Here is a 12992-nt window from a genome sequence, read left to right on the forward strand (position 1 = left end):
CCGCGCGCTGTGTGTGACCGGTTGCCGTCTCGGTGTGCTCCAGGCCACACCGGCTGAACGTAGTGTCCGCATCCACCGCCGAACATACGGTTTCCCTCGTCGCGGGAAACACCAGGTCACCGGGCCGGTCGACGCTGTCGACCCGCACCTTCGCCACACACAGGTAGCCCAGGTGATGAGATGACACTGTGAGCCGCGCACAGGAGGAAACCAACCGGCGGATGCTTCGCGCCCGCGACGCGATGGACCGCATGTACGCGGATCCGCTCGACATCCCGACACTCGCCCGAATCGCCCACGTTTCCGAGGCGCACTTCATCCGGACCTTCCGTGCCACCTTCGGGGAAACCCCGCATCGCTATCTTCAACGGCGACGGGTCGAGCGGGCGATGTTCCTGTTGCGTGAGACCGATCGGAGCGTCACCGACATCTGTTTCGAGGTCGGCTTCTCGAGTCTCGGAACGTTCAGTAGAACGTTCCGAGACATTGTCAAGGAACCCGCCACCGACTACCGCAAGCGTAACCACGAGATGCCCGTCCCCACGTGCTTCGTGCGGTCGTGGACGCGACCGAGCAGTTTTGGATAAGCACGCGAATCCGCGTACTGCTTACAGTGATTGGCATGTACAAGGCAATCACGCAATCGCAGATATTCGTCCTCGACCAAGACGAGGCACTCGACTTCTACGTCAACAAGCTGGGCCTCGAATTGCACACGGATCAGGACCTCGGCTTCATGCGCTGGCTGACAGTCAACGTGCCGGGCGATCGGGGCCGCCAGATCCTGCTGGAGAAGCCGGGCCCTCCCGCGATGAACGAGGCCATGGCGGCGCAGGTCCGCGACATGGTGACAAAGGGCGCGATGGGCGGGTGGCTGTGCATCAGCACCGATGATGCCCACAAGACCTACGAGACACTGAAGGCCCGGGGTGTCGAGCTCACCGACGAGCCGACCGAGCGACCGTATGGCGTCGATTTCGGAATCCGTGACCCGTTCGGGAACGCCATCCGCATCGGGCAGATGAATACGCCTGCGTAGCGTAAAACACCTGCCGTCTCATCGAATTCACCATCCAAACCCGCTAGACCAAGACAGGCACGGCAGCCCGCCCGATCGCTGCTAGGCGATCGTGCGGGAATTCGGCGATCCCACACAGCACCTCGATCGGCGTCATCACCGACGACCGGGAACGGCCCTGCATCGAACCAATCAGGAGTGGACGCCATGAAAACGATCACCAGGTCGCTGCACGTTTTGGCCGCCGTTGCTGTTTCCGCCGCGCTCATGACGGGATGCACCACTGGCAACGCGGAGGGCATCGACACCGCGCAAACCACAAGCACCGGCCCTCAAGCACCCGGCGCAGACAGGGCAAGCGACGACGGCGAAGGCCGCTACGCCGCGATCAACGGCCTCGAGTTGTACTACGAGATCCACGGCACCGGCCGACCCCTCGTCCTGATCCACGGGGGCCTGGACACCATCGACTCCGCGTTCGGCACACTACTGCCGGAGCTCGCGAAGACCAGGCAGGTGATCGCCGTCGAGCTCCAGGCCCACGGGCACACGGCCGACATCGATCGCCCGCTGCGCTACGAGCTGATGGCCGACGACATCGCCGGCCTCGTCTCGCACCTCGGACTCGAGAAGGTCGACGTCCTCGGGTATTCGCTTGGCGGCGGCGTCGCCCTGCAGCTGGGAAGCCGAAACCCGGAGCTGGTGAACAAGCTGGTGGTCACCTCGGCCCCCTACAGAAGTGATGGGTGGTACCCCGAGGTTCGGGCCGGAATGGCGGCGATGGACCCAGACGCCATGGTCGGGACCCCCATGCACGAGATCTACGCCCGGACCGCACCGAAACCGAACGAGTGGCCCGCGCTGGTGACCAAGACGAGGCAACTGCTCGGCGAGGACTACGACTGGACGGCTTCCATCGCCTCGATCACGGCGCCCACACTCGTGGTGATCGGCGACGGCGACAGTGTTCGCCTCACCCACGCGGTCGAGCTGTTCGGCCTGCTCGGCGGCGGAAAGGCCGATGGCGCAATGGGCGGCGCCCCGAGCTCCCGGCTGGCAGTCGTCCCCGGTTCGCTGCACTACAACATCCTGAGCCACGGCGACCTGTTGTTGCCGATCATCTCCCCGTTCCTCGACGGGCCCGCCCCGAAGTGACCTCGACCTCGGGCCGAAAATGCCGAAGGCCCCTTTCGTTCGACACTCCGAACGAAAGGGGCCTTCGGGCGATTGGAGCCTAGGCCTTCAGCGAGGCGGGCGGGGTGAAGCGCTCGCCGTACTTGGCGGCGAGCTCCTCCGCGCGCTTGACGAAGCCGGCCTTGCCGCCCTCGTAGCCGAGGACGTACTGGTGCACGCCACCGGTCCAGGCCGGGAAACCGATGCCCATGATCGAGCCGATGTTGGCGTCGGCGCTGGTCATCAGGACGCCCTCGTCGAAGCACTTCTGCGTCTCGATGGCCTCGATGAACAGCATCCGCTCGATGAGGTCCTGGATCGGGGCCTGGTTCGAGCCCGAGTTGAACTGCTCACGCAGTCCCGACCAGAGGCCGGTGCGCTTGCCGTCGACGTAGTCGTAGAAGCCCGCACCGCCGAGGCGGCCCTTGCGGTCGTTGCCCTCGACGAGGAAGTTGATGACGTCGCCTGCCGGATCGGCGGGCAGTTCCTTGCCCTCGGCCAGCGCCGCGGCCTTGGACTCCGCGCGGATCTTCTGCATCAGCGTCAGGTTCAGCTCGTCCGAGAGCTGCAGCGGCGCCGCCGGGTAACCGGCCTGCATGCCCGCCTGCTCGATGGTGGCCGGCTCGATGCCCTCGGCAACCATGCCGATGGCCTCGTTGATGAAGGTGCCGATGACGCGCGAGGTGAAGAAGCCACGCGAGTCGTTGACCACGATCGGGGTCTTGCGGATGGCCTGGACGAAGTCGAACACCCGGGCCAGCGCCTCGTCGGAGGTCTTCTCACCGCGGATGATCTCCACCAGCGGCATCTTGTCGACGGGCGAGAAGAAGTGGATGCCGATGAAGTCTTCCTGGCGCTTGACGCCGGTCGCGAGACCGGTGATCGGCAGCGTCGAGGTGTTGGACCCGAGCAGCGCGTTCGGCTCGACGAGGTCCTCGATCTCCTGGAACACCTTGTGCTTGAGGTCCTGCGACTCGAACACGGCCTCGACGACGAAGTCGACGCCCGCGAAGTCCGCCGCGTCTGCGGACGGGGTGATGCGCGCCAGCAGGGCGTCCGACTTCTCCTGCGTGGTCTTGCCGCGCGAGAGGGCCTTGGCCTCGATCTTCTCGGAGTACGCCTTGCCCTTGGTCGCCGCCTCGATGGTGACGTCCTTGAGCACGACCTCGAAGCCGGCCTTCGCCGAGACGTAGGCGATGCCCGCGCCCATCATGCCGGCGCCGAGCACACCGATCTTCTTGATCTCGGTCTTCGCGACGCCCTCGGGACGCGAGCCGCCGCCGTTGATCGACTGCAGGTCGAAGAAGAACGCCTGGATCATGTTCTTCGCGACCTGGCCGGTGACCAGCGAGGTGAAGTAGCGCGACTCGATGGTCAGCGCGTTGTCGATGTCGACCTGCGAGCCCTCGACGGCCGCGGCCATGATCGCGCGCGGGGCCGGCATGGGCGCACCCTTGAGGGTCTTGCGCAGGTTCGCCGGGAAGGCGGGCAGGTTCGCCGCGAACGCCGGGGTGGCGGGGGTGCCGCCGGGGATCTTGTAGCCCTTGACATCCCACGGCTGCACGCCGGACTCGGGGTTGGCCTTGATCCACGCCTTGGCGGCGGGGACGAGCTCCTCGACGGAGGAGACGACCTCGTCGACCAGGCCGACCTCCTTGGCCTGCACCGGTCCACGCTGCTGGCCCTGCAGCAGCATCTGGGTCAGCGCGGTCATCAGGCCGAACATGCGGACGGTGCGGACGACGCCGCCGCCGCCGGGGAGCAGGCCGAGGGTGACCTCGGGCAGGCCGATCTTGACGCCCTTGACGTCCGCGGCGATGCGGTGGTGGGTGGCCAGCGCGATCTCGAGACCGCCACCGAGCGCGGCACCGTTGATGCAGGTGACGACCGGCTTGCCGAGGGTCTCGAGGCGACGCAGGTCAGCCTTCAGCGTGACGCTGTGGTTGAAGATCTCCTCGGCGTTCTCGGGGCCGACCTTGATCATGTTCTTGAGGTCGCCGCCGGCGAAGAAGGTCTTCTTGCCGGAGGTCAGCACGACGCCGGTGATGGCGTCCTTCTCCGCGTACAGCCGGTCGACCGTGGCCTTCATCGAGGCGATGTAGGCCGCGTTCATGGTGTTCGCGCCCTGGTTGGGGTCGTCGATGGTGAGCACGACGATTCCGTCGGCGTCCTGCTCCCAGTTGATGATGTTCTGCTCGCTCACTGCTTCAGTTCTCCTGGTAGTCCGGGCCGCGTCAGACGCGCTCGATGATGGTGGCCACGCCCATGCCGCCGCCGATGCACAGCGTGATGAGCGCGTAGCGGGCGTTGCGCCGCTCGAGCTCGTCGACCATGGTTCCGGTGATCATGGCGCCGGTGGCGCCGAGCGGGTGGCCCATCGCGATGGCGCCGCCGTTGACGTTGAGCTTCTCGTCGGGGACGTTCATGTCCTTCTGGAACTTGAGCACCACGGACGCGAACGCCTCGTTGATCTCGACGAGGTCCATGTCCTCGATCGTCAGACCCGCGGCGGCCAGCGCCTTCTTGGCGGCAGGCGTCGGGCCGGTCAGCATGATGGTCGAGTCGGCGCCGGAGGTGGCGGTGGCCACGACGCGGGCGCGCGGGGTCAGGCCCATGTCCTTACCGGCCTGCTCGGAGCCGACGAGCACCAGCGCGGCGCCGTCGACGATGCCGGAGCTGTTGCCGCCGTGGTGGACGTGGTTGATCTTCTCGACGAAGTGGTACTTCTGCAGCGAGACGGCGTCGAAGCCGCCCATCTCGCCGACCGTCGCGAACGCGGGGGCGAGGGTGCCGAGCGACTCCGCGGTGGTGCCGGGGCGCATGTGCTCGTCGTTGTCGAGGATGGTGATGCCGTTGAGGTCCTTGACCGGCACGACGGACTTGGCGAAGTAGCCGCCCGCCCACGCCTTGGCGGCCAGGTCCTGCGAGCGCACCGCGTAGGCGTCGACGATGTCGCGGGTGAAGCCCTCGATGGTCGCGATCAGGTCGGCACCCACGCCCTGCGGCACGAAGTAGTTGTCGTAGTTGGTGGCCGGGTCCAGCGCCCACGGGCCGCCGTCGGAGCCCATCGGGACGCGGGACATCGACTCGACGCCGCCGGCGATGACCAGCTCGTCCCAGCCGGAGCGGACCTTCTGCGCGGCGATGTTCACGGCCTCGAGGCCGGAGGCACAGAAACGGTTGAGCTGCACGCCGCCGACGGTGTCGGGCAGGCCGGCATCGTTGACCGCGATGCGCGCAATGTCCATGCCCTGGTCGCCGACCGGGGTGACGACACCGAGGACCAGGTCCGAGATCCGGTTCTCGTCAAGGTCGGGGAAGCGCACGCGCAGCTCGTCGATCAGGCCGGTGACCAGCGAGATCGGCTTGACCGAGTGAAGCGAACCGGTCTTCTTTCCTCGGCCACGTGGGGTTCGGATGGCTTCATAAATGAATGCCTCTGTGGTCACTGTGAGGTGTTCCTTCCTGTGCACGGCTCCGCCGCGTGCGTGGTGTTCGCAATGGCAGTTCAAAACGTCATCGCCGGGCGCCGACTCGAGCGGCGCCTGACCCGAGGCATAGACCTCGACGCAAGCCATACTAGAACTCGTTTCAAAATTGGGTCTAGGACCGAACCGAGCGGGCTCTGTGACCGTTGCGATCCTCGCGATGGGCCGGGGTCGGGCTCGGTTCTAGCGATGTGCACGGTCCAGCCCGCCGGCGGTGCTCAGCCCGGAATTGCGCGCGGACGTCGGTCCGTTCAGGAACCGGACCGCTTCTGGCGCTGACGATAGGCGCGCATGGACACCTGTGAACCGCACCCGGGGCTGCAGAAGCGGGCCGCCCGGTTGCGGGTGCGGTCGACGAAGCCGAAATGGCACGGCGGGTTGCAGCACGCCTTGATCCGCGTCCAGTCACCGCCGCGCGCCACCTCGGTCACCGCGGCGAGGATGGCGCCAAGAGCACCGGGGACACCGGTGGATCCGGCGGCGAGCTGCGCCGACTCCGTGGTGATGACCGTCGTCAGGGGGTAGCGGGTGCCGGCCTGCCGGAGATACCTCTCCGCGTCGGCGATCCGGGCGTCGTCGACCGCGGGGTCACCCGCGTGTGCCAGGAAGACCGTGACCAGCGCATCGCGGAGCTCTCGCGCGGCTGCCGCATCCGAGTCGGTCACGACGGTGTCGGTGGTGAGCAGGTCCTGCTCGACGGCCCAGTCGGCGAATCCCATGGCCGTGCCGAACACCTCGGTGTTCCCCGCGCCGTCGGCCCTCGTGTTCACGAACCGCAACACCAGATCGGGGCGGCTCGGCGTCGGCGACTCATGCACTGCGTCCACCCCCGACACGATACACAGCGGATGCGTCCGTATGGCAAAGGGCCGCAACATCTGAGCTGTTGCCCTCGGGATGTTGCGAGCTAACGTGTTACGGTCGCAACATGACCATTCCAGAGAATTCAGCGAACACCCCAACCGTCTGGTTCGTCACCGGCGCCTCGTCCGGCATCGGGCGCGAGCTCGTGCGCCAGGCACTGGAAGCCGGTGAAGCGGTGGCAGCGGTGGCGCGGCACACCGCGGGCCTCGACCAGCTGGGCGAGCCCGACCTGTTGCTCACGATCGACGCGGACGTGCGCGACGAGGCCGCCGTGCGGAAGGCGGTCGAGCAGACGGTGGCGCGGTTCGGACGTATCGACGTCGTGGCGAACAACGCCGGGTACGGACTCTTCGGCGCGGTCGAGGAGGCGGACGACGCCCAGGCGCGGGCGATCTTCGACACCAACGTCTTCGGCGTGCTGAACGTGCTGCGCGCGACCTTGCCCGTGCTGCGGAGCCAGCGGTCCGGCCACATCCTGCAGGGCTCGTCCTACTACGGTCAGACCGCGGACCCCGGAGTCGGCCTGCTCGCGGCGACGAAATACGCCGTCGAGGGGCTCACCGATGCGCTGGTCGCCGAGGTGGCTCCGCTGGGCATCAAGGTGACTCTCATCCAGCCCGGGCTCACCGCGACCCCATTCCTGGGCAATCTCGACGCGGCCAGCGCGACGCATTCCGACTACGACCAGACGGTCCGCGCGGTGCAGCAGGCAATCGGGGCGCTGCCGGGGTCGGCGTTCTCCGGCGTGGACCGCGTTGCGGCCGGGATCCGCGCCGCCGTGGCACGTGAGAACCCGCCGCTCCGTCTGGCGTTGGGTGTCGCGGGCGCCGATGCCATGCGGTCTGCGCTCACCGCGCGCATCGCCGAACTCGACGAGTGGGCCGCCGTCACGCAGACCGTCGACGCCTGAGCATCCGGTCGGGCACCCGCGACACGGACCGGGCCAACGACGGGCCACGCGTTGACGTGCAACGGCGCGTGGCCCGCCGCCGAATCTGTGGCTTTCCTGGAAGTGTCGCGACTCGCGGTGTTCAATAGGGCCTGGACAACCGCGGGCATCGCCGCGGCCAGGTGCTGGTTCTCGAGGTTCTTCCTTCCCAAGGAGTTCTCATGACCATGACGTTCACCCAGCTCGACCTGCTCAGGGAGCTCGAGCCGACGGTCGAAGCCAATCTCAACCGGCACCTGTCGATGACCAAGAACTGGAATCCGCACGACTACGTGCCATGGGACGAGGGCCGGAACTTCGCGGAAATGGGTGGGGTGGACTGGGACCCGGACCAGTCGCGGCTCTCCGAGCTGGCGAAGATCGCCATGATCACCAACCTGCTGACCGAGGACAACCTGCCCTCGTATCACCGTGAGATCGCCGCCAGCTTCTCCCTCGACGGGGCGTGGGGCACCTGGGTCAACCGGTGGACGGCGGAGGAGAACCGGCACGGGATCGTCATGCGCGACTACCTGGTGGTCACCCGCGCCGTCGACCCCGTCCAGCTCGAGCAGTACCGGATGGAACACCTGACCAACGGCCTCGACTCGCCGCTGAACGCCGCGTTCCTGCCCTCGGTCGCCTACGTGACGTTTCAGGAGCTCGCCACCCGGCTCTCACACCGCAACACCGGACATGCCTGCGCGGACGACGTCGCGGAGCGGATGCTCGACCGGATCGCGGCGGACGAGAACCTGCACATGGTCTTCTACCGAACCCTCGCAGGCGCCGCCATGGACCTCGTGCCCGACGCGGCGCTCGAGGCGATCACCGACGTGCTGCTCAATTTCCAGATGCCCGGCCTGTCCATGCCCGGCTTCCGGCGGAACGCGGTGCTCCTCGCCAAACACGGCATCTACGATCTCCGGCAGCATCTCGACGACGTCGTCATGCCGGTGCTCCGCATCTGGAACGTGTTCGAGCGCAACGACTTCACCGATGCGGGCGAGCGGGCGCGGGACCGGCTGGCGGCGCACCTCGACGATCTCCGCCGCGCAGCCGAGCGGTTCGAGGAATCGCGGGATCGGATGCTCGCCCGCGAGGCCGCGCGCGCGGAATAGTCGTCGCACGCCGGGCGGGCGACGGCAACGCTGGTCGGCGGCACGCCGCCGCCCTATCGTGGTGGAACCGAAAGCCGGCACAAACGAGGGGCAGCAGGCCGATGCAGGGATCAATTGTGTGGCACTGGAACGTCAGTCTTCGAGCACGGCTGGTGTTCTGGTTCGCGAGAATCTTCATCAAACCGCTGTTCACGGTGTGGCCGATGTCCGATCGCGGCATCCTCGCGCTCGGGAAGCTCGATGAGTGGTCCGACCGGACGCCCGCTCCCAAGGGGGTGAGCGTCGAGCCGGTGACCCTGGGTGGGGTGCCGTGCGAGAAGGTCACCCATCCGAGGCGCGCAACCGACGCCCTGCAGGGCGCGACCATCCTCTACTTCCACGGCGGCGGATTCGTCTTCTGCGGGCTGGCCACCCATCGCGCCGCCTGTGGGGCACTCGCGGCCCGCTCGGGAGTCCCGGTGATCTCGGTCGAGTACCGGCAGCTGCCGTACGGCGGCATCGGCACCTCCCTGTTCGACGCGATGGCCGCCTACACCGCGCTGCTGGAGACCTGTGAGGACCCGACCCGGATCATCGTCGCCGGCGATTCCGCGGGCGGCTATCTCGCGATGAAGGTTGCCGAGATCTGCGCGTTGCAGGGCATCACGCCGCCGGCAGCGGTCATCGGGTACTCGCCGCTGCTCAATGTCGACCTCGAGTCACACGACCCGGAGTACATGAAGCGCGACGCCTACCTGCCGATGCGTCAGGTACGCAATCTCAAGGACCGCTGGCTCGCGGGTCCGGACCTGATCGTCGGGGCGCAGTCGCCGGTGGCGGCGGACCCGACTCTGTTCCCGCCGGTGTTCCTCTCCGCCGCCGAGTACGAGCTGATGCGGCCCGACGTCGAGATCATGACCGACCGGCTCGAGCGGGCCGGTCGGCCGGTGGAGACCCACCTGTGGAGCGGTCAGATCCACGCCTTCCCGGTGCTCGGCATCATGCTCGAGGAGAGCAAGACCCTCATCGCGCTCAGCATCGAATTCGCGAGGCGGAACGTGGCGTCGCGCGAGCGTCGTTCGGCCTAGGGCGCGTCTGACAAATGAATCGGCGGCGCTCTGAGAGTCTGGAGCCGTGTCGCGGTTTCAGGTTCTCTCGGATGCCCAGTGGTCGTTGATCGAGGGGATGCTGCCGCGGCCGACGGGGCGCAAGGCGGGGCCGTTCGCGGACGCGCGGTCCATGGTCGAGGGGATCATCTACCGGTGTCGGTGCGGGATCGCGTGGCGTGATCTGCCGGAGGTGTTCGGCCCGTGGGGGCGAGACGAACAGCAGTGGCTGGCACGCAGTGTCGCCGACCGCAAGATCCTCGTCATCGCGATGGAGGAGAGACACGTTAGCGAGTGGGAGGCGTTCAACGCGGCTGGCGACGCGCGGCAGGAGCACTGCGAGGCATTCAGGAATACGCGGCCGGTGACGAGTAAGGGGTCGCCGGCGCGGGTCACGGTCACGGCCGTGAAGCAGAAGGAGACGAAGGCATGACGCACTTTGTGGGAGCCGTCCTCGTCCCGAATGAAGTCACTGATCAGGAGCAGTACCTCGCCGAGGTACTCGAGAAGTTCAGTGAGCATCGCGAAGTCGACCGGTACGTCGAGTACACGCGCGAGCAGTTGATCGCGAAGGAGCGCACCGAGATTGAGGAGTACCGCGACGGCCGGTATGCCATGTACCTCGCCGACCCTGCGGGGTACGCGAAGGAGTGGATGAACCCGCAACACCTCGCATACCTCTCGGCTCCCGAGTCCGACCAGTCGGGTTTCGCATTCAAGCTGACGAAGATCGACGACGCCGAGTGGCTGTACGAAGAGGCAACGAAGTGTTACGACGCCGAGGACATCGGCGAAGACGGAGAGGTGTACTCGACGTACAACCCCGACTCGCGCTGGGACTGGTGGGTCATCGGTGGCCGCTGGGAGGACGTGTACCGGGATAGCCAGTGCGAGCCTGTGGCGGAGCTGGTCACGGTGCTAGCCGAGACGAAGGCGGCACTCGAGCGAGGCGACCAGTTGCGCTCGGCGCCGCAGGAAGGCCACCCGGGGGAGGAGCCCGAGCGGCGGCTGCCGTGGTGGTTCCCGAGCCACCTCGTGACCCTGCGCGGCGACGACGGCGAAGCCGACTGGATCGCGGTCTGCCGTACCGGGTGGTTCGGGTTCCATGACCGCGACATGACCGAGGCCGAGTGGATCGACCACCTCCTGCAGATGCTCGAGGGTGTCGCGGCGCAGGTCGTCTACATCGACTTTCACAACTAGGGCGTGTCTGACAATTGGTCTGGTGGTGCGCCGAGCGGCCGTGAGCTTGAGTTTGTCGGCGAGGCCGGCAGAGCGCCGATCAGTGTTCGGGGCTCTCCCGTGTCGTCTCTGGACGCCCGCTCAAGTCCCACCTGCGCCACCCCGATCGGCGTCGTTCGGAGTGCTGGCAATGCTCTAAAGCGTGAAGGGCCTGTAGGCCAATGCGCGATCAACGATCTCTTCGGGCGTGAGCGTGGACACGGGCCAGTAGATCAGGTCGGACACATTCGGGTCGGGCACGTTGGCCAGCAGTACTTCGAGAAGTCTGTCTTGCTCTTGCTCAGTTCCCTTTGCTTCTTGAAGTTGGCGGACGATACCGACGAGTTCGTCGCGGCCGAGTGCTTCATGATCACCCACGAGCACGATCATAGGACGGTGATGGCACTAACCAGCTGCAGCATCTGATAGGGCCCGGGTCCAGACGATTACGGCGTTGAGGATGACGGCGGCACGGTAGACGACGGCGTGCTTGTCGTATCGAGTCGCGAGGCCTCGCCATTGCTTGATGTGGCTGTAGCGGCGCAGATGACGCTGCGGTTCTTGTAGTCGGCGGTGTCGAGCCCGACAGGTCTGCCGCCACGTGATCCGCGCCGCTTGCGGTGTCCCTTCTGATCGTCGGGTTCAGGGATGACGGCCTTGATACCGCGGCTGCGCAGGTGCGCGCGGATCGCACGCGATGAATACGCCTTGTCGCCACGCACCGCATCGGGCCGGGTCCGTGGTCTGCCGATGTCGCGCCCGACGCGCAGCTGTGACATCAACGGCAGGAACATTGGCGAGTCGTCGGCCTGCCCCGGCGTGATCAGTGTGACCAGCGGGAGCCCGTTGCCGTCGACGAGCTGATGGATCTTCGTCGACAACCCACCGCGAGACCGTCCAATGGCATGGTCAGGCGGCTCTTCCCGCAGATTCGTGTAATTCGATCCAGCCCCCTGTGAGGCGGGTGGTGTTCGTCGCGTGCTGATGCGCGCGGACGATCGTGGAGTCCACCGACAGCGACCAGTCGACAAGCCCCGCCGTGTCGGCCGCGGCAGCATCCCCTCGATCAACGACCACTGGGCATCCGAGAGAACCTGAAACCGCGACACGGCTCCAGACTCTCAGCGCGCCGCCGATTCATTTGTCAGACACGCCCTAGTCCTGTCCGAGAACCCTCGCCGAGCGAATGGGGTGAGTTCAGCCGAGTTTCGCGAGTAGGTCAGCGCGCTGGCGCGAACCCAGGCCGGACACCCGCCGTGTCTCCGCGATCCCGACCGACTCGGCGATGTCGCGAGCCTTGATCTTCCCGAAATGAGGAAGGGACTCGAGCAAGTAGAGCACCTTCGTCTTTCCGACGATCTCGTCCGACTCTGCTCGGTCCAGGATCTCGGTGAAGGTGAGTTCTCCCGACTTGAGGCCCTCACGAAGTTCCGACCGGGCCTTGCGGGACGCCGCTGCCTTCTCCAGGGCCGCGGCACGTTGTTCGGGAGTCAAGGTGGGCAGTGCCATGATGGGCATCCTCTCGCTTGGTTACCGACGAACCCAGGCTAGAACGGTGCCGTCGTTCGGCCGTTCATTGCTGAACCCGCGTGTCGGCGGCGTGTCGATCAGGAGGCGATCAGCTCGTCGATCTGGTTGATCGCCGACGAGGCCCCCTCGATCACACCCATGTCCAACACCTGCTGCAGCGCCTCGGCAGACTCGTAGGTGCTCACATATGTTGCGCGGGTCCCACCATCGCGCTCCGCGAAGGTGAAGACGTTCTTCGATACCGGCAGTTCGGGATTCGAGTTGAAGTCCAGGTCGGCGAAGCCGTCGTCGAACGAGAAGCTCGTCGGCTCGTCAACGGTGGTGATCTGCCAGTACCCGGCGAACTTCTCGCCGTCCGGGCCGGTCATGAAGTAGGTCGTACGGCCCCCGGGCGTGAGGTCGTGGTCGACCACCGTCGCCGGGTAGGTCGGCGGTCCCCACACCTTCTCCAGCTGGCGCGGGTCTTCGTAGACCTGCCAGATCCGCGTAACCGGCGCCGCGAAGTCGGCGGTGATGGTCAGGGTCAGGTTGTCGAGGTCCTGCTGGACGTTGGTCACAGGCATG

The 12992-nt window shown here is 66.5% G+C and carries 15 protein-coding genes; 8 read left to right on the forward strand and 7 right to left on the reverse strand.

The window, feature by feature from the left end; genetic code table 11:
* Positions 1 to 188 precede the first annotated feature (188 nt).
* The 3 genes from C8K38_RS19465 to C8K38_RS19475 all read left to right on the forward strand — a co-directional run bounded on the left by C8K38_RS19465 (position 189) and on the right by C8K38_RS19475 (position 2173).
* The gene (locus C8K38_RS19465) at positions 189 to 587 is read left to right on the forward strand and encodes a helix-turn-helix domain-containing protein (RefSeq protein ID WP_179800635.1); all 399 of its coding nucleotides are present in this window, start codon (positions 189 to 191) and stop codon (positions 585 to 587) included.
* A gap of 35 nt (positions 588 to 622) precedes the next feature.
* Complete coding sequence (locus C8K38_RS19470) at positions 623 to 1039, forward strand: VOC family protein (protein ID WP_097213068.1); 417 nt, start codon at positions 623 to 625, stop codon at positions 1037 to 1039.
* A 186-nt stretch (positions 1040 to 1225) separates the two neighbouring features.
* On the forward strand, positions 1226 to 2173 hold the full coding sequence (locus C8K38_RS19475) for an alpha/beta fold hydrolase (RefSeq protein WP_209927843.1): 948 nt from the start codon (positions 1226 to 1228) through the stop codon (positions 2171 to 2173).
* Between the two features lie 79 nt (positions 2174 to 2252).
* Here the strand turns inward: C8K38_RS19475 and C8K38_RS19480 are convergent, their stop codons facing one another.
* The 3 genes from C8K38_RS19480 to C8K38_RS19490 all read right to left on the reverse strand — a co-directional run bounded on the left by C8K38_RS19480 (position 2253) and on the right by C8K38_RS19490 (position 6506).
* Positions 2253 to 4394: a 3-hydroxyacyl-CoA dehydrogenase NAD-binding domain-containing protein gene (locus C8K38_RS19480; protein ID WP_097213069.1), complete on the reverse strand. Its 2142-nt coding sequence runs from the start codon at positions 4392 to 4394 to the stop codon at positions 2253 to 2255.
* 31 nt (positions 4395 to 4425) lie between these two features.
* Positions 4426 to 5640 carry an acetyl-CoA C-acetyltransferase gene (locus C8K38_RS19485; RefSeq protein ID WP_077043968.1) on the reverse strand — a complete coding sequence of 405 codons (1215 nt, stop codon included), beginning with the start codon at positions 5638 to 5640 and terminating at the stop codon, positions 4426 to 4428.
* A gap of 290 nt (positions 5641 to 5930) precedes the next feature.
* Positions 5931 to 6506, reverse strand: a complete 576-nt coding sequence (locus tag C8K38_RS19490; protein ID WP_257017612.1) for a CGNR zinc finger domain-containing protein — start codon at positions 6504 to 6506, stop codon at positions 5931 to 5933.
* Between the two features lie 101 nt (positions 6507 to 6607).
* Between C8K38_RS19490 and C8K38_RS19495 the strand changes: the two genes are divergently transcribed.
* From C8K38_RS19495 to C8K38_RS19515, 5 genes are all read left to right on the forward strand, one after another.
* A complete protein-coding gene (locus C8K38_RS19495) occupies positions 6608 to 7453 on the forward strand; it encodes an SDR family NAD(P)-dependent oxidoreductase (protein WP_097213071.1) in 846 nt (281 codons plus the stop codon).
* A gap of 200 nt (positions 7454 to 7653) precedes the next feature.
* The gene (locus C8K38_RS19500; RefSeq protein ID WP_097213072.1) at positions 7654 to 8592 is read left to right on the forward strand and encodes an acyl-ACP desaturase; all 939 of its coding nucleotides are present in this window, start codon (positions 7654 to 7656) and stop codon (positions 8590 to 8592) included.
* A 101-nt stretch (positions 8593 to 8693) separates the two neighbouring features.
* Positions 8694 to 9659 carry an alpha/beta hydrolase gene (locus C8K38_RS19505; RefSeq protein ID WP_097213073.1) on the forward strand — a complete coding sequence of 322 codons (966 nt, stop codon included), beginning with the start codon at positions 8694 to 8696 and terminating at the stop codon, positions 9657 to 9659.
* 46 nt (positions 9660 to 9705) lie between these two features.
* Positions 9706 to 10110, forward strand: a complete 405-nt coding sequence (locus C8K38_RS27400; RefSeq protein WP_209927846.1) for a transposase — start codon at positions 9706 to 9708, stop codon at positions 10108 to 10110.
* Between the two features lie 8 nt (positions 10111 to 10118).
* Complete coding sequence (locus C8K38_RS19515; protein WP_143548493.1) at positions 10119 to 10880, forward strand: hypothetical protein; 762 nt, start codon at positions 10119 to 10121, stop codon at positions 10878 to 10880.
* A gap of 174 nt (positions 10881 to 11054) precedes the next feature.
* On the opposite strand, the gene C8K38_RS19520 is transcribed toward C8K38_RS19515, so the two are convergent.
* The 4 genes from C8K38_RS19520 to C8K38_RS19535 form a co-directional block, all read right to left on the reverse strand.
* Positions 11055 to 11276 carry a bacteriocin immunity protein gene (locus tag C8K38_RS19520; protein WP_209927850.1) on the reverse strand — a complete coding sequence of 74 codons (222 nt, stop codon included), beginning with the start codon at positions 11274 to 11276 and terminating at the stop codon, positions 11055 to 11057.
* A 68-nt stretch (positions 11277 to 11344) separates the two neighbouring features.
* Complete coding sequence (locus C8K38_RS27405) at positions 11345 to 11956, reverse strand: transposase (RefSeq protein ID WP_257017629.1); 612 nt, start codon at positions 11954 to 11956, stop codon at positions 11345 to 11347.
* A gap of 139 nt (positions 11957 to 12095) precedes the next feature.
* On the reverse strand, positions 12096 to 12407 hold the full coding sequence (mihF, locus tag C8K38_RS19530; RefSeq protein WP_097213147.1) for an integration host factor, actinobacterial type: 312 nt from the start codon (positions 12405 to 12407) through the stop codon (positions 12096 to 12098).
* Positions 12408 to 12505: 98 nt separating this feature from the next.
* Positions 12506 to 12991 (reverse strand): SRPBCC family protein, encoded by a 486-nt coding sequence (locus C8K38_RS19535; RefSeq protein ID WP_097213076.1) that lies wholly within the window; start codon positions 12989 to 12991, stop codon positions 12506 to 12508.
* Between the last annotated feature and the right edge of the window lies 1 nt (position 12992).

Source organism: Rhodococcus sp. OK611 (assembly GCF_003050885.1).
In the GTDB taxonomy this organism is placed as follows: domain Bacteria; phylum Actinomycetota; class Actinomycetes; order Mycobacteriales; family Mycobacteriaceae; genus Rhodococcus_G; species Rhodococcus_G oryzae.